This window comes from Streptomyces sp. NPDC001002, assembly GCF_053599215.1.
On sequence record NZ_JBSFLV010000056.1, the window covers coordinates 14,628 to 34,466 of the forward strand.

A 19,839-nucleotide genomic window follows, 5' to 3' on the forward strand; every position below is an offset into this window, starting at 1 on the left:
CGTAAGACCGGGCCGCCCAGGACACCTCCTCAATCCCGCAGGGCCGGCCCGCCCAGGGCCTGCTCAGCGCCGCGTATCCGTCCCCGCCACCTTCGCCGTCGCCAACGCCACCCGGTTCCACGTGTTGATCGTGAGGATCAGGGAGAGCACGTGGGCCAGTTCCTGCTCGTCGAAGTGGGCGGCGGCCTGCGCGTAGACGTCGTCCGGGACGCCGCCGTCGGCCACCAGGGTCACCGCCTCCGTGAGGGCGAGGGCGGCCTGCTCGCGCTCGGTGAAGAAGTGCCGGGCCTCGCGCCAGACGGGGACCATGTGCAGCCGGTCCTCGCTCTCGCCGGCCTTGCGGGCGTCGTTGGTGTGCATGTGGAGGCAGTACGCGCAGTGGTTGAGGTGCGAGGCGCGGATCTGGATGAGCTCGACCAGAGCCGGGTCGAGGCCCTCGCGGGCGGCGGCGTCGAAGCCGATGAGGGCGCGGAAGACCTTCGGGGCGGACTTCGCGAGGTCGATGCGAGGTGCGGTGGCGATGTTGGTGACCTGGGCGTTCGTGTTCGTGTTCGTCGTCATGTGACAAATCTACGAGCCGCAAAGACCCCCTGTAGGGTGCATTTCCATGGCGGAATCATGGGTCAATTCGGCGGAGCGGATCGGGGCGGATCTGCACCTGGAGCTGTCCGGAAGCGGCGGTCGACGGGCCGCCCTCATCGACGCCCTGCGCGCGGCCGTGCGCGACGGTCGGCTCGCCCCCGGCACCCGGCTGCCGCCGTACCGCTCGCTCGCCGCGGACCTCGGTGTCGCCCGCAACACGGTGGCGGACGCGTACGCGGAACTCGTCGCGGAGGGCTGGCTGACCGCGCGCCAGGGCTCGGGCACGAGGGTCGCCGAGCGAGCCCGGCCGCTCCGGAGCGAACCGCGGGCGCAACCGACGCGACGCGCCAAGAACGGCCCGGCGACGGCACCTTCACGCGCGCGTGCGCCCCGGCACGACCTGCGGCAGGGCACGCCCGACGCGTCGGCGTTCCCGCGCGCGGCCTGGCTGGCGTCGTACCGGCGGGCCGTTCAGCAGGCGCCGAACGAGGTGTTCGGGCCCGGTGACCCGGCCGGGCGGATCGAACTGCGGGAGGCGCTCACCGAATACCTGGCACGCGTGCGTGGCGTGCGGACCGCACCCGACCGGATCGTGATCTGCTCCGGCTTCGCGCACGGGCTGCGGTTGCTGTTCGGGCAGGGCGGCGGCGGGGTGCTGCGCGGACCGCTGGCCGTGGAGGCGTACGGCCTCGGCTTCCACCGGGCGCTGCTCGCGGCGGCGGGCGTGCGGACCGTACCGCTGTCGATCGATGAACACGGCGCGTGCGTCGAGGAGTTGGGACGGGAGCGGGCGGTGCTGCTGACGCCCGCGCACCAGTTCCCGACCGGCGGGCCGCTGCACGCGGAGCGGCGGGCCGCGGTGATCGACTGGGCACGCGCGCGTGGTGGGGTGGTGCTGGAGGACGACTACGACGGTGAGTTCCGTTACGACCGCAAGCCCGTCGGGGCGCTCCAGGGGCTCGACCCGGAGCGGGTGATCCTCCTCGGCTCGGTCAGCAAGAGCCTGTCGCCGGCGCTGCGCCTGGGGTGGATGGTGCTGCCGGAACGGTACGTCGAGGGCGTGCTCGCGGCCAAGGGCGAGCGTGAGGCCTGGGCGAGCGTCCTCGACCAGCTGAGCCTGGCCGACTTCGTGTCGTCGGGGTCGTACGACCGTCATGTGCGGCGGATGCGGCAGCGGTACCGGAGCCGGCGCGACCGCCTGGTCGCGGCGCTCGCCGCGCACGCCCCGCACATCGAGGTCACCGGGGTCGCGGCTGGCCTGCACGCGGTGCTGCGGCTGCCTCCCGGCACGGAACGCTCCGCCCTCAAGGCCGCCGCCTGGCAGGGCGTCGCCCTGGACGGCCTCGCCGACTTCCGCCACCCGGACACGGCCATGCCCGCCCGGGACGGCCTGGTCGTGGGGTACGCGACACCGTCCGAGCACGCGTACGGGGCGGCCCTGGAGGCGCTGTGCGGGGTGCTGCCGCCGGGGGAGGCGACGGAGGCCCCGGCCGGTGGATGAGGAGTCGCCCGTCGCCCCGCCGCAGGGCACGACGAGGGGCCGCCCGGTATTCCCCGACGGCCGGTTGAAAAGCCGTACGCCCGCCGCTCGCACCTCCGGAGGAGACCGCGTGTACTACCTGCGGACGAGCCGCCCGGCCGCGGTCTCCTCCGGGATCACGAAATCCGCCGTAGGGGGGCCGGAAGGTGGCTTCCGGGCGACTGGAAACGCAACGGCGGTGGGAGCATCGGGGTAGGAGGCGAGTCGTCGTCGGGCCCGGAGTCGGGCCGGCCGCCGGTTCGCCCCCATCCTTCGTTCCGTCGTCAGGCGCAGGGCCACCCCCGCGCGTCCCCCCTGTTGGCGGTCGGTCCTGGAGGGTGTTGATGACGACGCTCGACGAACGTCATGGAGAGGGCTCGCGCGACGGGGACGGACCCCGGGGCGAGGTGGCCCTGGAGCCGATCGAGGCGCGTGCGGCGCAGGGGGCGTACCGCCCGGCCGTCGTCCCCCTCGATCACCCCGTCGCCGCGTTGCCCCGACTCGCCGGTTCCAAGGCGGCGAACCTCGCACGTGCGGCGCGTGCCGGACTGCCCGTGCTCCCCGGGTTCGTGATCCCCGAGGGCGCGGACGGCGACACGGTCGCCCTGCGTCGGGCCTGGCAGGACATCTCCGACTCCGGTTCCCTGCCCCTGGTCGTACGGTCCTCGTCGCCGCAGGAGGACACCCAGGAGTCGTCCCTGGCGGGCCAGTTCGACTCCGTGCTCGACGTACGCGACTGGCCTGGATTCCGTACGGCGGTGCGGACCGTGCTCGATTCGGCGCACCGGCCCGACGGGTCCACCGCGCCCATGGCGGTGCTCGTGCAGCCGATGCTGGCGGCACGTGTGGGCGGGGTGATGTTCGGCGCCGATCCCGTGGAGGGGCGCGCCGACCGGATGCTGGTGAGTGCGGTGCGCGGCGGGCCGGACACTCTGGTCAGCGGTGAACAGCCAGGAACCAACTACTGGTTGAGCCGGCGGGGGCGCCTGCTGCGTACGGAGCCGCCGACCGCCGACGCACTGCTCACGCCCGCCGAACTACGGCAGTTGGCGCGGCTCGCGCGCCGCGCCCGGCAGGTCTTCGGGGGTCCGCAGGACATCGAGTTCGGGTTCGCCGGGGGCGGAGGCGAGGGCGGGGGCGGCGCCGGAAGCAGGAACAGCAACAGCAACAGCAACAGCAACAGCAACGGAGAACGTGCCGGCGAACGAGCCGACCGGCTGTGGCTGTTCCAGAGCCGGCCCATCACCGCGATGGCCGTACGGCCGCCGCGCGGGGCCCGGTTGCTCGGGCCCGGGCCCGTCGCCGAGACCTTGCCGGAGCAACTCCAGCCGCTGGAGCAGGACTTGTGGGTGACGCCCATGGCCCGCGGGCTGACCGCCGCGCTCGACATCACCGGCAGCGCGTCACGCCGGCTGCTGCGGACGGTACCGGTGGTCACGACCGTCGGCGGGTGGGCCGCGGCCGACCTGCGTCTGCTCGGCGCGGCAACTCCCAAGCACCGGTGGCTCGCGCTGCTCAACCCGGCGCCGGGTGCGCGGCGGCTCGGTGCGGCCTGGCGGGTGGGCCGCCTCACGGCCGCGCTCCCCGGTCTCGCCGCGGACCTCGTCGCCGACGTCGACCGTCACCTCGCCCAGATCCCGGCGCCGACCGGACTCCCCGCCCCCGACCTGGCCGCCGAACTCCGCTGGACCCGTGCGGTACTGGTCTCCCTGCACGCCCAGGAGGCCCTCGCGGGCGCCCTCCTGCACGAGCCCGATCCCTCGACGACCCGCACCGCGGCGGGCGCCGCGCTGACCGCCCTCGCGGAAACCCGTGCCAGAGGCATCCCGGACGACCAGGCACCCACCGCTTCCCCGACGATCCTCGCCCTCACCGCGCCGGCCCTTCGGGAACAGGGGCGGCTGCCTCAGAGCGCCGCGTCGGACACCGGCGAGGAACTCGGCCTGCGTCCGGCCCAGTTGACGCCGACGGCCGCACCGACCCTGCTGGCCGCCGCTCCCCCAACCCCCACGCCCATTCCCCCCATCCCCGCTGCCGCCACGCCACCAGCCCCTACCCCCATTACTCCCACCCCCACCGCTCCCTTCCCCCTCTCCCCCACCCCCTCCCTCCCGCCCCGCGAAGCCCTCCGTCTCCGCGTCCGTTGGGTTCAGGAGCTGCAGGTACGGCTGGTCCGAGAGGTCGCCCGGCGACTCGGGCTGACCCCGGAGCGCGCCGGGCTGCTGCGCTGGCCGGAACTGGTCGCCGCGCTCGACGGCGACCCGCTGCCCGCTGATCTCCACGCGCGCGTGCCGCAGGCCGAGTCGCCGCCCTTGCCGGACGCCTTCCGGCTGGCGGAGGGCGCGGTGGTCGCCGAGCGCACCGACGGTGCCGGTGACGGCAGGGGCGTGTCCGGCGGGCGGGTCGTCGGGACGGCCTGGGACGGGACCGGGCCCAGGCCGCCGGACGCCGTGCTCGTCGTCCGCACCCTCGACCCCGCGCTGGCCCCGCTGCTGCCCCGACTCGCCGGTCTGGTCGCGCAGACCGGCAGCCCGCTCTCCCATCTCGCGGTACTGGCAAGGGAGTTCAGACTGCCCGCGGTCGTGGGCGCGGCCGATGCGGTACGGCGCTTCCCGCCGGGGTCACGCATCTCCGTGGACGGCACCACCGGTGACGTACGGACAGGGGACGGGCTGTCGGGAGACGGTCGGACGGGAGACGGACGATGAGACGGATCGCGTACCTCTTCGGGAGCCTCGCCGCCGCCGGGGCCGGGACCTATCTCGTCGTGTACCTGTACCGCTGGCAGTGGCAGCGGGCCATCCTGTGCGGGATCCTGCTGCTGGTCGTCGAAGTGATGCTGCTCGGCATCGTGTTGCTCGGGCGGCTGGCGCGGATCGAGGAGCGGGTCAAGGAAAGCGCCGAGCAGCAGCGGGAGTTGACGACTCGTCAGGAAGACGTGCTGGTACGGCTGCGGCAGGGGCCCGTCGAGCGGGAGAGCGCCCGGTTCCGCTGGCTGGAGGACACCGCCGACCGGACGTACGTCTTCGTGCCCGTCCTCATGGTCACCGGTGTGCTGCTGTCCGGGCTCGCCTGGGTGGTGCAGCGGATCGCGTCCGCGACCGGTCGTCCGGCGGAGCGGCGGCTCGCGGGACGGCTCACCGTCCTGACCGCGCCGGATCCGGCCACGGCGGGCGAGCTGGAGGACCGGCCCGCGCTGGGCGGCCGGCGTTCCAAGGGCTACACCGCGCGCGTGGCCGCCGTCGCGATCGTCGGGGCGGCCCTGCTCGCCGGGCTCGTCGTCGGGCTCGCCGACCTCACCCAGACCCGGGAGCAGCACGAGAACGACAACGAGGCGACCTCCGTACTGCTCCAGGTCGACATGCGCGGCAGCGGCATGACCGCGGAGCGCCGGACGCTCGCCGCGCAGCAGGTGTGGGAGCGCTGCCGGGACGCCACGTCCGTGCCGCTGAACCACGCGACCCTGGGCAACCTGGGCGACGGCGTGTACGCCGGGGTGGTGCGTCCCGCGCTCACCGAGCACGACCGGATGCGGCTGCGCGGCTGCCTGGAGGACACCACCCTCGACCGCGCCCACCTCACGGTGGTCGGCATCGGAGACGCTGACGCGGACGACGACTGAATCACACCCCCCTCTCGCCCCACCCCGCATACCCGTACGTACACGGACAACTCACCCATCACCCACTCGGGTTACCATGCCAAAGCGCCCCCGTCCCCTAGCCCCCCGGGTCGCCCATGGCTGTCGCCCTCGCTCCCCCGTCCCGGCCCGCCCTGCCCAGGGCCCGGCTGCCACGTCGTGTGCTGCGGATCCTGCTCGCCGTCGTCCTCGGTTACGTCGTCCTGTGGGCGGCCGGTGCGCTCGGCGTGCTGGCGCTGTCCTACTGGGTGCGGTCGGAGACTCCGCCGCCGCCCGGGACTCGTACCGTGCAGGGCATCCACCACTTCCAACCCGTGGACACCGAGGGGAAGTTGTGGCGGGGCGCGGCGCCGTCGCCCGCCGGGTACCGGGAGCTCGCGGGCATGGGGTTCACCACGGTCGTCGACCTGCGCGCGGAGGACCTGAGCGCGGCCCAGCTCGCCGAACCGGGCAAGGCGGGGCTGGATGTCGTACGACTGCCTGTCCGTGACGGTCAGACGCCGAGGCCGGAGCAGGTGCGGCGGTTGCTGGACGTGGTCGCACAGGCGCCGGGACGGGTGTTCGTGCACTGCGGTGCGGGGGTCGGCCGTACGGGGACGATGGCGGCCGCCTATCTCGTACGGACCGGGGAGCGGTCGCCCGAGGAGGCGGTCCGGCGCAATCTCGCGGTCGGACCGCCGTCGATCGAGCAGATCTACTACGCGCTCAGCCTCGGGACGGGCCGGCTGGAGCAGCCACCGTTCCCGGTGGTCGCCGTCAGTCGGCTGGTGGACGCGCCACGACGGATGCTGTCGTGGCTCTGACTCCATAACAAGATGCAGCGATTAGTGATCAACTCAGTGTCGAACCAAGGGACTTGCAATACCTGCGGGGGGTTGGTGGGGGGTTGTCGGTGGGACGGTGACGAAAATCAATGAGCCGGGAAACCGGTCTCAGGACAGCAGGAAGTCCGCCTCACCCGCCTTGGCGCCCTCGATGAAGGCGGTCATCTCGTCGGTGGTGTAGATCAGCGCCGGTCCGTCCGGGTCGGTGGACTGGCGGACGGCGATCCGGCCGTCGGCGAGCTTCATCGCCTCCAGGCAGTTGCCGCCGTTCCCGCCGCTCCACGGCTTGTGCCAGCCCTCGCTTCCCAACTCCCGCGCGGGCATGCCGTTGTAGACCTGCTTGCGCGGCTTGATGCGATCCATTCACAGCTCCTTGCGGAAATCCCGGAGGATCTCCTTCGTGCGATGTGCCGTAGCGGCCTGCGCCGCCATGCGGTCCATGACCTCGAGATGGGTCGCCACCTCTGCGCGCGCGTCCAGGTAGACGGCGCCGGTCAGGTACTCGCTGTAGACCATGTCCGGCAGTTCTGACATGGCAAATCGGAACAGCACGAAGGGCCCGAACGTGCCGGGGTGCGGCCCGTTGGAGAAGGGCGCGACCTGCAGCGTCACATTGGGCAGCTTCGTGGCGTCGAGCAGCTTGTCGATCTGTGCACGCATCACCTCCGGGCCGCCGACGTGGCGGCGCAGCGCGGTCTCGTCGAAGACGGCCCAGAAGCGGGGCGCGTCGGGACGGGTGAGCAGATCCTGGCGTTGTATGCGCAGGGCGACGTGGCGCTCTATGTCCTCTGGCTGGGTCTGGCCTATGGCGCCCGACGTGAGCACTCCGCGCGCGTAGTCCTCGGTCTGGAGGAGTCCGGGCAGGAAGTGCGGGTCGTAGGAGCGGATCAGGCCGGCCGCGCCCTCCAGGCTGACGTACATCGAGAACCAGCCCGGCATGATGTCGTGGAACCGCTGCCACCAGCCGGGTTTGTTGGCCTCCTCGGCCAGCAGGACGAAGGTCTGGGCCTCCTCGTCGGAGACGCCGTAGGACTTCAGGAGCAGCTGGAGGTACGGGATCTTGAGCGAGACCTCGGCCATCTCCATGCGGCGGACGGTGGCGGGCGCCACGCGCAGCACGCGGGCGGCCTCCTCGCGCTTGAGTCCGGCGCGTTCCCGCAGGTCCAGCAGGCGGCGACCGAGGACGACCTGGCCGACCGTCGGCGCGGACCGCGGTTCGCTCACGGCTCCACCTCCACTGAGTCCCTTGATCGGCCGGGCGCGGACGGGTCCGGCCGACGCCAGAAGCATGCTGACAGCCCTGCGGCGCCATTCGAAGACCTATTCGAAGATCTGTACGGATATGTACGGATCTCCGGTGATCCCAACTGGCGCCGCTCAACGTGCTGTTGAGCAGTGTGCCACGACCATCCACACCGTCACACCGCACTCTGCATTTTTCAGAGTGACACTTGCCAAGTGTTCACGGCGGGGCGATAGTGGCAAGCGTGATTCCGTCCGCGCCCTTAGGAACAGACGCCGCCGCAGGCCCCCTCGGCCTCGGTGCCGCCGCGGGAGCAGCGCCCCACGGGGCCGCCGCTGCCGAGCGCCGGTTCCGTTTCGAGCTGGCCGCCCATCCGGGTTCCCCCGCACAGGCGAGACGCCTAGCCAGGGCCCGGTTGACCGGCTGGTCGGTGTGCGAGGACATCTGCGACACGGCGGTCCTGGTGATCTCCGAACTGGTCACCAACGCCATCGTGCACACCGCGAGCAGCCTCATAGTCTGCGAGCTGCACGACGGTGCCGACCTGGTGCGCATAGCCGTGCGTGACGAGGGCTGCGCGCCGGGTGAGCCACACCCGTCTCCGGTCCGGCCCGAGGAGGAGCACGGGAGGGGATTGCTTCTCATAGACGGCCTCTGTCACGCGTGGGGCGCCCAGGAACACGGTCCCGGCCTGCTGGTCTGGGCCGAGCTCCCCCGCAAGGCCGACTCCCCCCGCCACGACTGCGGCCCCTGCAACGACCTCGGCTGGGGCGCCCGCCCCAAGCCCGGTCCCGCGGACGGTCCGGACGAGGAGGGCGAGCCGGAAGGCCACCACACGCTGCCGCTCGGCGGAACGGGAGGCTCGGCGGACGTCCGAGCCCCCTCCCCCGACGAGCGGGCCGACGGACCGGGGGGCGTGGGGGCCCCTCGACCCGGCGACGAGCGAGCCGGTGAACCCGGGGACGGCACCGACACCCCGCACCCGCAGGCCCATGAGCACGGTCGGGAGGCGGGATCCAGGGGGGTCCCGCCACTCGACGGAGAGGCTGCTCGACAGCCGTGGGGCGTGGGGGCCCCACGGCCCGGAGGTCAGGCTCCGGAGTCATGGAGTGTGGGAACTCCGCGGCCCGGGGGTCAGACCTCGGAACCGTGGGATGTGGGAACTCCTCGGCCCGGAGGTCAGGCTCCGGAGTCGTGGGGTGCAGGGTCCTCTCGGCCCGGAGATCAATCTCCGGAGTCGCGGGGCGCAGGGACTCCTCGGCCCGGAGGTCAGGCTCCGGAGTCGTGGGGGGCGGTGACTCCTCGGGTCGGCGGTCAGATCCAGGGAACCTGGGGCGTGGGGGCCCCGCGGGTCGGAGGGACGAGTGACGTGGGGGTTCCTCCGTCCGACGGTTCCGCCCGGGATCGGGGGCGGCAGTGAGCGGGACACCCGGCGGCGGCCGGGTACTGAGCCTGGACACGCTGGTCCGTGTCCAGCGGGGGCTGAGCGTGCCGGCCGGTTCGCGGCGACTGCCGCTGCCCGTCGGCATGACGGCCCCCCTCGGCTGCGACGCGGTGGCGGCGCCTGCCGAGTTCGGTCCGCTGGTGCTGCCACGGCTGCCACGAGTGGGGTGCGTCTACGCCGACGAGGCGCACTGGTGGTGGCTCGTGCCGTCCGACTCCGATTACGCCCTGGAGTGGCCGGCGCCCGCGCAATACACCGCCGGGGCGGTAGTTCCGGACGCCCCGGCGGTCCCCGGCCTCATCCACAAGCCGGACGGCACACTCCCGTACACCCCGCCGATCCCCCTGTACCTGGCGCTGTGCCGGGTCACGGGGACCACGCCGACCTGGTCACGACCGGTCAGCGCCTGACGTACCGCTGAGAAGGCCGGGCGGGGTGCCACAGGGGGGCCGCTCCGCCGGAAGGCCTCGCCGGTGGTTCCTTCGGCTTCGCTCGGGGAAGCCGAAGGAACCCCGAGCGCCCGGCGTGGCGTAGTCCCGAGGGTGGCGGCCGGTGGCGGACCCGCCGACGCGGAGCTTCCCGCTTCTTTCTCCCCCCGCTTCTTTCTCCGTCCCGCTCTTTCTCCGCCCCGCACGGCGTACGCCCGCGCGGTCGCTCCTCTCTTGTCTCGCGCCCTCCCCTGCCCACCTCCGTCCCGCGATAGTTGCCCTTCATCGGCGGGGCTCGGCGGATCGGGGGAACAGGGCGTTGGCCAAGAAGCAGGACAAGGGTGATCCGGAGGTCTCCGAGTCGGAGCGGCTGCTCTTCGGCGGACCGCTGCGGTACGACATGGGCTGGAACCAGTACCGCGAGGCGTTCCTGGAGCTGAACTTCCGGGCGATGGTGACGCGGCTGCCGGCCCTGATGGGGTCGAGTTTCCGGCTGGCCTGGCAGGCCGACCGGCGCGCCGCGCGGATCGTGATGGGCGCCGAGGTGAGCCGGGGCGTGGCCCAGGCGGTGGGTCTGCTCGCCGTCAACAGCGTGCTGGGGCGGCTCATCGCCGGCGGCCCGATCGCCGACCGGCTGCGCGACGCGGCCCCCGCGCTGATCGCGATGGCCGCGGTCACCATGTTCGGGGCTCTGCTGCGCGCCGCGTCGACCTACGCCACCGGGCGCCTGGAGCCCAAGGTGGAGCGGGTCGCCACTGAGCTGTATCTGGAGCGCGCGGCGGCCGTAGAGCTGGCCGCGATCGAGGACCACGCCTTCCACAAGCTGCTGGACACCGCCCAGTACGGCGCCGGCTCGGCCCGCCGGATGATCTCGTACGCCACCCGGGTCGTGAACGCGGGCATCTCGCTCATCGCGGCGGCGAGCGTGCTGACCGTGCTGCACCCCGCCCTGCTCCCGCTGCTCGCGACGATGACCCTGCCGAGCGCGTGGAGCGCGCTGACCAATGCCCGACGCCGATACGAGTCCTTCCACACCTGGGTCCAGCACGCCCGCGCCGGCCACCTGATCAGCGGGCTGCTCACCGAACCGGCAGCCGCGCCCGAGATCCGCGTGCACGGCGTCGGCCCCTTCCTGCTGCGCCACTTCCGCGCCATGTCGGAGACGGCCGAGGCCGAACAGGCCCGACTGGCCCGGCTGGCGGCGCGCACGGGGCTGATCGCCGCGGTCTGGACGGGCCTGGCGACCGTGGCGACGTACACGACGCTCGGCGGTCTGCTGCTGTCCGGGACGATGGCGCTGTCGGTGGCGGGGACGGCCGTGATCGCGATCCGGACCGGTTCGTCGAGCCTGGACAGTCTCGTCCTGGAGGTCAACGCGCTGCACGAGGAGGCCCTGTTCGTCGGCGATCTGCAGAAGCTGTACGTCGAGGCCGCCGAACGGGCGATTCCGGTCGGCGGCGACCCGCTGCCCGAGGACCCGGCGGAGATCCGCTTCGAGAACGTCACCTTCAGCTACCCGGGCGAGTCCGCCCGCCCCGCCCTCGACGACGTCACCCTCACCCTGCCGCTGGGCCGGATCGTCGCGCTGGTCGGCGAGAACGGCTCCGGCAAGACCACCCTCGTCAAGCTGCTCGCCGGCCTGTACACCCCGGACCGGGGCCGCATCCTGTGGGACGGCGTCGACGCGGCGACCGCGGACCGGCACGCGCTCGCCGACCGGGTCGCGATGCTGGCCCAGGACTTCAAGCGCTGGCCGTTCACCGCCCGCGTCAACGTCGCCATCGGCCGCTCCGCCGCGCCCCTGACCGAGGAGCACATGGCCACCTCGCTCACCGAGGCGGGCGCCGAGGACGTGGTCGCGGACCTGCCGCGCGGCCTGGACACCCTGCTGGCCCGCAATTTCAGCGGCGGCCACGAGCTGTCCGGCGGCCAGTGGCAGCGGCTCGGCATCGCGCGGGCGGCCTACCGGCGCGGGCGCATCCTCATCGTCGACGAGCCGACGGCGGCCCTGGACGCGCGGGCCGAGCTGGAGGTCTTCGAGAAGATCCGCGCCCTCGCCTCGACCGGCCAGACCGTCGTCCTCATCACCCACCGGCTGGCGTCCGTGCGCCACGCGGACCTGGTGCACGTCCTGGACCAGGGACGACTCGCGGAGTCCGGCACCCCTGAGGAGTTGCTGGCGGGCGGTGGCATCTACGCCGAGCTGTACCGGCTCCAGGCGGAGCAGTTCACCGCGCCCATCCCTGTCCAGTCCGTCGAGGCCGTGCGGAAAGGAGGCTGACGTCAGGCCGGCCAGTTCGCGCGGAAAGGAGGCTGACGTCAGACGGGCCAGTTCGTGCGGAAAGGAGGCCGCCGTCAGGCCAGCGCGTCCACCGCCGCCTCGCCGCCGCGCACGACCACCAGGAACGTGTCCGTCGCGAGGTCCATCACGACCTCCGCCTGCAGCCCCTCCATGCGTCGCGCCTGCGCGAACTCCTCGGCCGGCCACGAACCCCGCGGCCCGCCCGCGGGAAAGCGCTCGAGCACTGTGCGCCCGTTCACCATCCTGCACCTCCAGAAACGTCGTCTTGCGGGAGTTCCTGTAGGAGTTAACGCCGAACCAGGGGTGAACGCCTCGCCAAGTTGCGGTTCTGAGACGTAGTCGACACACGGACACTGCGGAGTGTGAGGATCCCGTCACGAACCGATCATCAATCGATCATCGGCCATACGGAATGTGTCAGTCCTCGTACTCGTCGTGATACCGGACGCGTTCGCTGCCGGCCGGCGCCCCGAGCGCCGAGGCCCGCCCCACGGGCAGTTCCCACTCCTCCTGACGCCCCAGTGCGGTCAGGTCCAGGAAGCTCGTGGTCGAGCCGAGACCGTCGAGCCCGCGCGCGTACGTCGAGTACGTGTGGAAGACGCGCCCCCCGTCCCGCAGGAAGCAGCTGATCCCGGGCCGGTCGAAGAGCTCCCCGTTCTCCTCCAGGGTCGCCTCGAAGTCATGGTTGAAGTCACCACCGCACGCCGAGTACCAGGGCAGCGTCCACCCCATCCGCGCCTTGAACGGCAGGATCTTCGTGTACGGCGCCCGGGAGACCGCCGCGAACGTCGTGCCCCGCGCTTTCAGATGCGCCAAGTGCCCGACCTGGTCGAGGAACCCCGAGCAGCTGCGGCAGCCCGCGTCCCACTCCGGCGCGAACATGAAGTGGTATACGACGAGTTGGGGCCGCCCCTCGAACAGATCGGACAGCGTGGCCTTCCCGTCGCCGCCCTCGAAGACGTACTCCTTGTCGATCTCGACCATCGGCAGCCCGCGCCGCTCGGCGTTCAGCGCGTCCCGCGCGCGGGTGGCGGCCTTCTCCTTGACCAGCAGTTCCTCGCGCGCCGCGCGCCACTGTTCACGCGAGACGATCTCGGGAAGCGACATGGCCCCTCCAGTTGCAACGGTCCGTTCCGCAGAGGTGACCGAGGGGAGGGGCGGAACTCATCGGTGCCGCAGAAGTTTTCTCGCCGGGTCAGGAAAGTCCCGGGGCTCCGGGAGTTCGCGAGTACGTCACCGGCAGCGCCGTGAGCCCGCGGGCGCGCAGCGAGCGGCGCCAGGTCGGTCGCTCTTCCGCGAGGGCGAGTTCGGGGAAGCGTTCCAGGAGAGCGGCCAGGGCGATCTCGGTCTCGGCGCGGGCCAGGGGTGCGCCCAGGCAGTAGTGGATGCCGTGGCCCAGGGCGAGATGGCCGGAGGCGTCGCGGCCCAGGTCGAGGCGGTCGGGGTCGGGGAAGCGGTCGGGATCGCGGTCGGCGGCGGACAGGGAGACCCAGACGGTCTCGCCGGCCGGGACGGTGACGTCCCCGATGGTCACGTCCTCGACGGGGAAGCGCCGGATGCCGAACAGGGCGGGACCTTCGTAGCGGGCGAACTCCTCGACCGCGCCCGGCAGCAGGGCCGGGTCCTTGCGCAACTCGGCGAGCTGGTCCGGGTGTTGGAGCAGGGCGAGCACCGCGTTGCCGATGAGCTGCACGGTGTTCTCGTACCCGGCGAAGAGGATGAGGAAGGCCAGCGACATCAGCTCGTCCTCGCTGAGCCGGTCGCCCTCGTCGCGCACGGCGATCAGGTCGGAGAGCAGGTCGTCGGCGGGCTCCCGGCGCTTGTCCACGAGGAGTTGGGTGAGGTAGCCGAGCAGGGCCACCACCGCCTGCTTGGCGGCCTCGGGCCGGGCCGGGTCCGGTGCGATCAGGGCGTCGGTCCAGATGCGGAAGTCGAGGCGGTGGGTGTCCGGGACGCCGAGCAGGTCGCAGATGACGGTGATGGGCAGCGGCGCGGTGTAGGCGGCGACCAGGTCGGCGGTGCCGTGCGGGCCGAGCGCGTCGAGGAGGCGGTCAGCGGTTTCCCTGATGGGCGTGCGCAGTTGTTCGATCCGGCGGGGCGTGAAGGCCCGGCTGACCAGTCGGCGGACCCGGGTGTGGTCGGGCGGGTCCATGTTCAGCAGGTTGGCGTCGAGCGCGGGCGGCAGCGACAGTCCCTTGTAAGTCCCCGCCGTCGCATGCCTCTTGTCCAGCGAGAGGCGCGGATCGGCCAGCGCCGCCCGTACGTCCTCGTACCGTGTGACCAGCCAGGCGGGTGTGCCGTCCGGACCGGCGATGCGGTGCACGGGCGAGGTGTCGCGCAGATGCCGGTACGCGTCGTAGGGCTGGTCGAGAAGGCCTTCGGCGAGGTCGTCCATGGGGCCAGCCTATGCGGAGCTCCGGGTGACTCGGATGACGCGCCCGGGCCGCCTCAGGTGTCGTAGTCCTGGATCCGCCGACCGTGTCCGCGGTCCAGCAGTGCGGGCAGCCGCTCCCCCAACTCCCTTACCACTGACGGGACATCGAGAGTGAGGAGCTGTCGGTCGCGCATCAGGACGCGGCCGTCGACGATCGTCGTGCGGACGTCGGAGGAGCGGGCGCTGTGCACGAGGGTGGCGGCGAGGTCGTGGACGGGCTGGGTGTGCGGGCCGGTGAGGTCGACGAGGACGAGATCGGCGCGGCGGCCGGGGGCGAGAGTGCCGAGGGTGTCGCCGAGGCCGACCGCGCGGGCGCTCTGGAGCGTTGCGTGGTGCAGGGCCTGACGGGACGTCAGCCAGCGGGGGTCGCCGGTGGTGGACTTCTGGATGAGGGCGGTGAGCGCCATCGACTCCCATACGTCCAGGGAGTTGTTGGAGGCGGCGCCGTCCGTGGCGAGTCCGACGGGGATGCCGATCCCGTGCAGGGCGCGGACCGGGGTGGTCGTGGGCCAGCCGAACTTGAGGTAGCCGCGGGGTGCGGTGGCCACCGCGGTACGGCCGCTCGCCGCTGCCAGTACCGGCAGGTCGCGGTCGAGGATGCCGGTGCCGTGCGCGATGAGGACGTCCACGTCGAGGATGCCGGTGCGGGCCAGGATCTCGATGGGGGTGACGCCGTGGCGGGCGAGACTGGCCTCGGTCTGGTCGCGGTTCTCGGCGGCGTGGAGGTGGACGGACAGGCCGTGTACGCGGGCGAGTTCGGCGGTGGCGGCGAGGTCGGCGTCGTCGACGGTGTAGGGGGCGTGCGGGGCGAGGGCGGTGGTGATGCGGCCGTCGGCGCCGCCCCGGTGTCGTAGCGCGAACTCCAGTGATTTCTCCCGGCCTTGGGGACCCTGCGAGGAGAAGTACGCCTCCCCCAGATGTGCGCGCAGCCCGCACTCCTCGACCACGGCGGCCACCGCGTCCATCGCGAAGTAGTGGTCCGCGAAGCAGGTGACGCCGGCCCGGATCATCTCGGCGCAGGCGAGCCGCGCCCCCAACTCCACGTCCTTTTCGGTGAGGTTGGACTCGATCGGCCAGACGACGTCGTTGAACCACTCCTCGGTCGGGAGATCCTCCGCGACCCCGCGCAGCGCGACCATCGGCGCGTGGGTGTGGCAGTTGATCAGCCCAGGCATGGCCACCTGCCCGCGGGCGTCGATGCGCTCGACGGCCGGCATCCCTTCGACCGCGGCGGCGGTCGTGACGGACTCGACGAGCCCGTCGCGTACGACGAGGGCCGCGTCCTCCTCGAACCCGATCCGTTCTTGATCGTCGTGCGTGAGGACGGTGCATCCGGTGATGATGAGATCAGCGGGAGACTCGGTCATCCCGCCAACGTACGACGAGGTCGTCGGCGCGCGTGAGCCGAACCGCGCATCCCGTCACGGCCCTGTCCAGGATTCGCCCGGGCGGGGACCCTGGCCTCACCATCCACGCCCGACGGCTCCGGAAAGAGGCCCGGCATGCTCCTCGGCACCTGGAACCTGGAGAACCTCTACCGCCCCGGCGGCCCCTCGGGCCCCAAGGACAAGACCGCCTACGACGCCAAGCTCGACGCCCTCGCCAAGATGCTCAAGCAGCTCGACGCGGGCCTGTTGGGCGTGCAGGAGGTCGGCGACCCCGAGGCGCTGGACGACCTGACCGGCCTGCTGCCCGGCACCTGGCACATCAAGCTCTCCCAGCACCCGGACGGCCGGGGCATCCGGGTCGGCTTCCTCAGCCGTACACCGCTGGAGGTGCTGTCCGACACGAACGCGTTCCCGGCGAAACTGCGCCCCGTGCAGGAGGACGACTCCGGCGAGCAGGTCGGGGCGGCGGGCCGGGGCTTCCTCGCGGTGGAGACGGTGACCGAAGCCGGCCCGCTGCGGGTGGCCGTCGCCCACCTCAAGTCGAAGCTGCTGTCCTACCCCGGGGGCCGTTTCTTCCCCCACAACGAGGGCGAGCGCGCCCGCTACGGCGCCTATGCCCTCTACCGCCGCGCCGCCGAGGCCACCACCCTGCGCGCCCTCGCCGACGAACTCCTCTCCGGCGACGGCCGCGAGCGGGACGTGGCCGTACTGGGCGACCTGAACGACGAGGTACAGGCGGCGACCACCCAGATCCTGCTCGGCCCGCCCGGCTCGGAGCTCGGCACGGCGGGCTACGACCGCCCGGACCAGGGCGACGCGCTCCGCCTCTGGGACGTGGCCCCGCTGATCCCCGCCGACCAGCGCTACTCCCGTATCAACTCCGGCCGCCGCGAACTGATCGACCACATACTGGCCAGCCACCGCCTGGTCCACCGCGTGACGGCGGCGGGCACGGGCCTACCGGGCGAGGGCACGCTGCGACTGCCGTCGGTGGGACCGGATCCGGCGGAGCGGCGGGGCGCGCCGGGCTCGGATCACGCACCGGTGTGGGTGCGGGTGGACTGACCGGGCGCGGTGACGCGGATCTTCGACTGACCGTGCGGGAGTTGCTCCCAGTCGTCCATGAAGCGTGCGGTCAGGCCGTGTCGGGCCGCGAGGGCGAGGAGCGTCTCGGTGCGGTAGTAGAAGTCCTCGCGGAGGACCTGGTGTTCCTCTCCCTCCGTACGGTCGAAGGTGAAGTCGAACCAGCCCCCCGGCGCCAACACCCGCCCGACATGGGCCAGGCACTCCTCGATCACGGACAGCGGGGAGTGCGAGAAGACGCTGTGCGCGTGGACGACGTCGAAGTGGGCGTCGGGCAGGAAGCCCAGGGTGAGGTCGTGGACGGGAGTCAGGGTGGGGAGCCGTTTCTGCAGCCCCATCTCGACGACCGTGTCCTGCGCGGCGACGAGGATGTCCGGGGAGATGTCGATGCCGTAGTAGTGGCCGGGCTCCAGGTGCCGGATGAAGCGCCAGCCGCCGCGCAGGTTGCCGCAGCCGATCTCCAACAGGCGGTGTTCGGGGCGCAGTCCGTGGCCGACGAGGTAGTCGAACTGCAGGGCGCCGAGCGCGAGCCAGCGTTCACGGTTGCGGCTGCCGACCGCGTTGTCGGGGTCGGCGCGGGTGTCGGAGCGCATCACGGCGCGGTAGTAGGAGACATGGTCGGGATGGCGGTGACTGAGCCACAAGTCCCGGGCGGCGCGGGCCAGATGGCGGGGCACCCGGTCGGGGTGGCGCAGGGCGTAGGTGACGCGGTGGCCGAGGGCGGCGCGGTTGGCGGTGAGGGTCTTGGCGGCCATGAGGCGGGGCCTTTCGGGTGGCGGTGCGTGCTCTGCACCCAGCCTCGGGGCGTGGACACGGCTCGTGGCTCGACCGACAGTCCCTGGTCCGCGGCCCCTTCGGACGAACCTGATGTCAACCGATCGGTTGATGCGCCGCCACGCTGAGGGCGTTAGACACGGAGGATGGAACACTCCGATGCGGCCGATCCGACCGAGCCGGTCGATCCGGCTGATCCGATCGATCCGGACGAGCGCTGGCTGGTCGCGACCGTGCACGCGGCGTTCTTCCTGCTGCTCGGCTCCTCGTTCGTCCGCTTCCTGATGCGCGACGGGCGCGGAGCGCACACGGGTTGGATCGTGACCCTCTTCGCCGCCTTCTCCCTCCTCTACGTCCTCGGCCGCGTACTGACCCCGGCACCCCGCCCCGGCTCGGCACCGACCGCGCGTCATCTGGTCTGGCTCGGCTCGGTGTCGGCGATCTGGGCCGTCCTCGTGGTCCTGGCGCCGAGCGCCACGTGGTGCGCGATGCCGTTGCTGTTCGTCGGGGTGCACACGCTGCCGCCACGGATCGCGGTGCCGCTGGCCGCCGTACTGACCGCGTTGGTCGTCGCCTCCGAGATCCGCGTCGCGCACGGCACGCTCAACCCGAACATGGTCGTGGCCCCACCGGCCGTCGCCGCGGTCGCCACCGCTGTACTGGTCCATCTGCAACGGCAGTCGGTACGCCAACGAGTCCTGATCGGCGACCTGGTCCGCACCCGGCGCGATCTCGCGGCCACCGAACGACGCGCGGGCGTGCTCGCCGAACGGCAGCGGCTGTCCACCGAGATCCATGACACCCTCGCCCAAGGCCTGTCCAGCCAGCGGATGTTGCTGCAGGCCGCCGAGCGGGTGTGGGAGTCGGACCCGGCGGCGGCCCGCGCGCATCTCGGCAAGGCGGCGGGCATCACCTCGCGCGGACTCGCCGAAGTCCGCCGCTTCGTCCACGACTTGGCGCCGGCCGACCTCGCCGAGCACTCCCTGCCCGGGGCGCTGGCCGCGCTGGCGGAACGGGAGAGCGGGCCGGGACTGACGGTCGAGTTCCAAGAGTTCGGGGAGTCCGGGGAGTTCCGGGAGTTCGGGGAGTTCCGGCCGGACGGCGCCCAGGGCCCGCTCCCGGAACGGTCCGAGGCGGCCCTTCTCCGCATCGCCCAGGGCGCGTTGGCGAACGTCCGCGAACACGCGGCGGCGACCCGGGCCGCGCTGACCCTGACCTGGCTGGACGACCAGGTCTCGCTGGACATCGCCGACAACGGGCGGGGCTTCGACACGACCGCCACGGCACCGACGGGCGTGTCCGACCCGGCGCGCGGCCATGGCCTGCCGGCGATGCGGATCCGGGCGCGACAGTCGGGCGGGACGCTGACCGTTGAGTCGACACCGGGCGAGGGGACGGTCGTGTCGGCGGCGATCCCCGTACCCTCCAACATCCTTGAGGAGCAGGCTTCTTGAGCACCAATGACGGAACCGGGGCCGGTCCGACGGGCACGCCCGCGCGTCTCCCCGTCCGTCTCCTCCTGTGCGACGACCACGCGGTCGTACGGGCGGGCCTGTGCGCTCTGTTGTCCAGCGCCGAGGGCATCGAGGTGGTCGGCGAGGCGGGCAGCGGGGAGGAGGCGCTGGCGCTGACCGCGCGGCTCCGGCCGGACGTGGTGCTGATGGACCTGCAACTGGGCGAGGGCATGGACGGAGTGACGGCGACGAGAGAGCTGACGTCGGCCGAACCGAGCGTGCGCGTACTGGTGTTGACGATGTTCGACACGGACGCGGACATCACCCGGGCCATCGAGGCGGGCGCCACGGGGTATCTCCTCAAGGCCGAGCGCCCGGAGGAACTCTTCACGGCGATCCACAGTGCCGCGTCGGGCCGTACGGCCCTGTCCGCGCCGGTCGCCGACCGCCTCCTGGCCCGCATGCGCAGCCCGCGCCCCACCCTCTCCGAACGCGAGCACGACATCCTCGGCCAACTCGCCCGCGGCCTCGGCAACCGCGAGATCGCCCGGGCGCTGTTCATCAGCGAGGCCACGGTGAAGACCCATCTCGGGCGGATCTACGGCAAGTTGGGGGTGGAGACGCGGGCGGGCGCGGTGGCGGTGGCGAAGGAGCGGCGGTTGTTGCGGTGACGGGGTTGGGTCCGGAGGGAGGCGAGCAACCGGGGCACCAGGTCACGGAGTTG

Annotated in this window: 17 protein-coding genes and 1 pseudogene; 10 read left to right on the plus strand and 8 right to left on the minus strand. The window is 72.3% G+C overall.

The genetic code is table 11. The features are described 5' to 3' along the window. Window positions 1–63 precede the first annotated feature (63 nt). Window positions 64–561, minus strand: coding sequence for a carboxymuconolactone decarboxylase family protein (locus tag ACWDR3_RS24795; protein ID WP_450354731.1), 498 nt, complete (start codon window positions 559–561; stop codon window positions 64–66). 46 nt (window positions 562–607) lie between these two features. Between ACWDR3_RS24795 and pdxR the strand changes: the two genes are divergently transcribed. The 4 genes from pdxR to ACWDR3_RS24815 all read left to right on the plus strand — a co-directional run bounded on the left by pdxR (window position 608) and on the right by ACWDR3_RS24815 (window position 6,544). Further along, window positions 608–2,083, plus strand: coding sequence for a MocR-like pyridoxine biosynthesis transcription factor PdxR (gene pdxR / locus ACWDR3_RS24800; RefSeq protein WP_450354733.1), 1,476 nt, complete (start codon window positions 608–610; stop codon window positions 2,081–2,083). A 362-nt stretch (window positions 2,084–2,445) separates the two neighbouring features. After that, entirely contained in the window at window positions 2,446–4,809 is a 2,364-nt protein-coding gene (locus ACWDR3_RS24805) for a PEP/pyruvate-binding domain-containing protein (RefSeq protein WP_450354734.1), read from the plus strand. Beyond that, window positions 4,806–5,723: a hypothetical protein gene (locus ACWDR3_RS24810; protein ID WP_450354735.1), complete on the plus strand. Its 918-nt coding sequence runs from the start codon at window positions 4,806–4,808 to the stop codon at window positions 5,721–5,723. The genes ACWDR3_RS24805 and ACWDR3_RS24810 overlap by 4 nt, the downstream gene beginning before the upstream one ends. A gap of 116 nt (window positions 5,724–5,839) precedes the next feature. After that, window positions 5,840–6,544 (plus strand): protein-tyrosine phosphatase family protein, encoded by a 705-nt coding sequence (locus ACWDR3_RS24815; protein WP_450354736.1) that lies wholly within the window; start codon window positions 5,840–5,842, stop codon window positions 6,542–6,544. A gap of 129 nt (window positions 6,545–6,673) precedes the next feature. On the opposite strand, the gene ACWDR3_RS24820 is transcribed toward ACWDR3_RS24815, so the two are convergent. After that, entirely contained in the window at window positions 6,674–6,928 is a 255-nt protein-coding gene (locus ACWDR3_RS24820; RefSeq protein ID WP_124004405.1) for a DUF397 domain-containing protein, read from the minus strand. Further along, window positions 6,929–7,789 (minus strand): helix-turn-helix domain-containing protein, encoded by an 861-nt coding sequence (locus tag ACWDR3_RS24825; RefSeq protein ID WP_450354737.1) that lies wholly within the window; start codon window positions 7,787–7,789, stop codon window positions 6,929–6,931. A 227-nt stretch (window positions 7,790–8,016) separates the two neighbouring features. Here ACWDR3_RS24825 and ACWDR3_RS24830 point away from each other — a divergent pair. The 3 genes and pseudogenes from ACWDR3_RS24830 to ACWDR3_RS24840 form a co-directional block, all read left to right on the plus strand. Beyond that, a pseudogene (locus ACWDR3_RS24830) lies at window positions 8,017–8,640 on the plus strand (ATP-binding protein); the annotation flags it as partial. 584 nt (window positions 8,641–9,224) lie between these two features. After that, window positions 9,225–9,662: a hypothetical protein gene (locus ACWDR3_RS24835; RefSeq protein ID WP_401727236.1), complete on the plus strand. Its 438-nt coding sequence runs from the start codon at window positions 9,225–9,227 to the stop codon at window positions 9,660–9,662. A 337-nt stretch (window positions 9,663–9,999) separates the two neighbouring features. Next, window positions 10,000–11,961, plus strand: a complete 1,962-nt coding sequence (locus ACWDR3_RS24840; RefSeq protein ID WP_450354738.1) for an ABC transporter ATP-binding protein — start codon at window positions 10,000–10,002, stop codon at window positions 11,959–11,961. A 74-nt stretch (window positions 11,962–12,035) separates the two neighbouring features. On the opposite strand, the gene ACWDR3_RS24845 is transcribed toward ACWDR3_RS24840, so the two are convergent. The 4 genes from ACWDR3_RS24845 to ACWDR3_RS24860 form a co-directional block, all read right to left on the minus strand. Further along, window positions 12,036–12,224, minus strand: coding sequence for a hypothetical protein (locus ACWDR3_RS24845; protein WP_402347262.1), 189 nt, complete (start codon window positions 12,222–12,224; stop codon window positions 12,036–12,038). A 175-nt stretch (window positions 12,225–12,399) separates the two neighbouring features. Next, window positions 12,400–13,089, minus strand: coding sequence for a DUF899 domain-containing protein (locus tag ACWDR3_RS24850; RefSeq protein WP_450354739.1), 690 nt, complete (start codon window positions 13,087–13,089; stop codon window positions 12,400–12,402). Between the two features lie 88 nt (window positions 13,090–13,177). Next, window positions 13,178–14,377, minus strand: a complete 1,200-nt coding sequence (locus ACWDR3_RS24855) for a cytochrome P450 family protein (RefSeq protein WP_450354741.1) — start codon at window positions 14,375–14,377, stop codon at window positions 13,178–13,180. 53 nt (window positions 14,378–14,430) lie between these two features. Beyond that, complete coding sequence (locus ACWDR3_RS24860) at window positions 14,431–15,783, minus strand: amidohydrolase (protein WP_450354742.1); 1,353 nt, start codon at window positions 15,781–15,783, stop codon at window positions 14,431–14,433. Between the two features lie 135 nt (window positions 15,784–15,918). On the opposite strand from ACWDR3_RS24860, the gene ACWDR3_RS24865 reads away from it, so the two are divergent. Next, a complete protein-coding gene (locus ACWDR3_RS24865) occupies window positions 15,919–16,869 on the plus strand; it encodes an endonuclease/exonuclease/phosphatase family protein (RefSeq protein WP_450354744.1) in 951 nt (316 codons plus the stop codon). Here the strand turns inward: ACWDR3_RS24865 and ACWDR3_RS24870 are convergent. Next, complete coding sequence (locus ACWDR3_RS24870; protein WP_450354745.1) at window positions 16,839–17,642, minus strand: class I SAM-dependent methyltransferase; 804 nt, start codon at window positions 17,640–17,642, stop codon at window positions 16,839–16,841. The genes ACWDR3_RS24865 and ACWDR3_RS24870 overlap by 31 nt on opposite strands. Before the next feature lie 165 nt (window positions 17,643–17,807). Here ACWDR3_RS24870 and ACWDR3_RS24875 point away from each other — a divergent pair, with 165 nt between their 5' ends. Together ACWDR3_RS24875 and ACWDR3_RS24880 are read left to right on the plus strand one after the other, a co-directional pair. Then, window positions 17,808–19,115, plus strand: coding sequence for a sensor histidine kinase (locus tag ACWDR3_RS24875; RefSeq protein WP_450354746.1), 1,308 nt, complete (start codon window positions 17,808–17,810; stop codon window positions 19,113–19,115). Further along, window positions 19,112–19,786, plus strand: a complete 675-nt coding sequence (locus ACWDR3_RS24880; protein WP_450354747.1) for a response regulator — start codon at window positions 19,112–19,114, stop codon at window positions 19,784–19,786. The genes ACWDR3_RS24875 and ACWDR3_RS24880 overlap by 4 nt, the downstream gene beginning before the upstream one ends. Window positions 19,787–19,839 lie beyond the last annotated feature (53 nt).

Excerpts from the sequence above, each read along its gene's own strand:
- ACWDR3_RS24795 (WP_450354731.1), bottom strand. The coding sequence starts at position 561 with ATGACGACGAACACGAACACGAACGCCCAGGTCACCAACATCGCCACC.
- pdxR (WP_450354733.1), top strand. The coding sequence starts at position 608 with ATGGCGGAATCATGGGTCAATTCGGCGGAGCGGATCGGGGCGGATCTG.
- ACWDR3_RS24805 (WP_450354734.1), top strand. The coding sequence starts at position 2,446 with ATGACGACGCTCGACGAACGTCATGGAGAGGGCTCGCGCGACGGGGAC.
- ACWDR3_RS24810 (WP_450354735.1), top strand. The coding sequence starts at position 4,806 with ATGAGACGGATCGCGTACCTCTTCGGGAGCCTCGCCGCCGCCGGGGCC.
- ACWDR3_RS24815 (WP_450354736.1), top strand. The coding sequence starts at position 5,840 with ATGGCTGTCGCCCTCGCTCCCCCGTCCCGGCCCGCCCTGCCCAGGGCC.
- ACWDR3_RS24820 (WP_124004405.1), bottom strand. The coding sequence starts at position 6,928 with ATGGATCGCATCAAGCCGCGCAAGCAGGTCTACAACGGCATGCCCGCG.
- ACWDR3_RS24845 (WP_402347262.1), bottom strand. The coding sequence starts at position 12,224 with ATGGTGAACGGGCGCACAGTGCTCGAGCGCTTTCCCGCGGGCGGGCCG.
- ACWDR3_RS24850 (WP_450354739.1), bottom strand. The coding sequence starts at position 13,089 with ATGTCGCTTCCCGAGATCGTCTCGCGTGAACAGTGGCGCGCGGCGCGC.
- ACWDR3_RS24855 (WP_450354741.1), bottom strand. The coding sequence starts at position 14,377 with ATGGACGACCTCGCCGAAGGCCTTCTCGACCAGCCCTACGACGCGTAC.
- ACWDR3_RS24860 (WP_450354742.1), bottom strand. The coding sequence starts at position 15,783 with ATGACCGAGTCTCCCGCTGATCTCATCATCACCGGATGCACCGTCCTC.
- ACWDR3_RS24865 (WP_450354744.1), top strand. The coding sequence starts at position 15,919 with ATGCTCCTCGGCACCTGGAACCTGGAGAACCTCTACCGCCCCGGCGGC.
- ACWDR3_RS24870 (WP_450354745.1), bottom strand. The coding sequence starts at position 17,642 with ATGGCCGCCAAGACCCTCACCGCCAACCGCGCCGCCCTCGGCCACCGC.
- ACWDR3_RS24875 (WP_450354746.1), top strand. The coding sequence starts at position 17,808 with ATGGAACACTCCGATGCGGCCGATCCGACCGAGCCGGTCGATCCGGCT.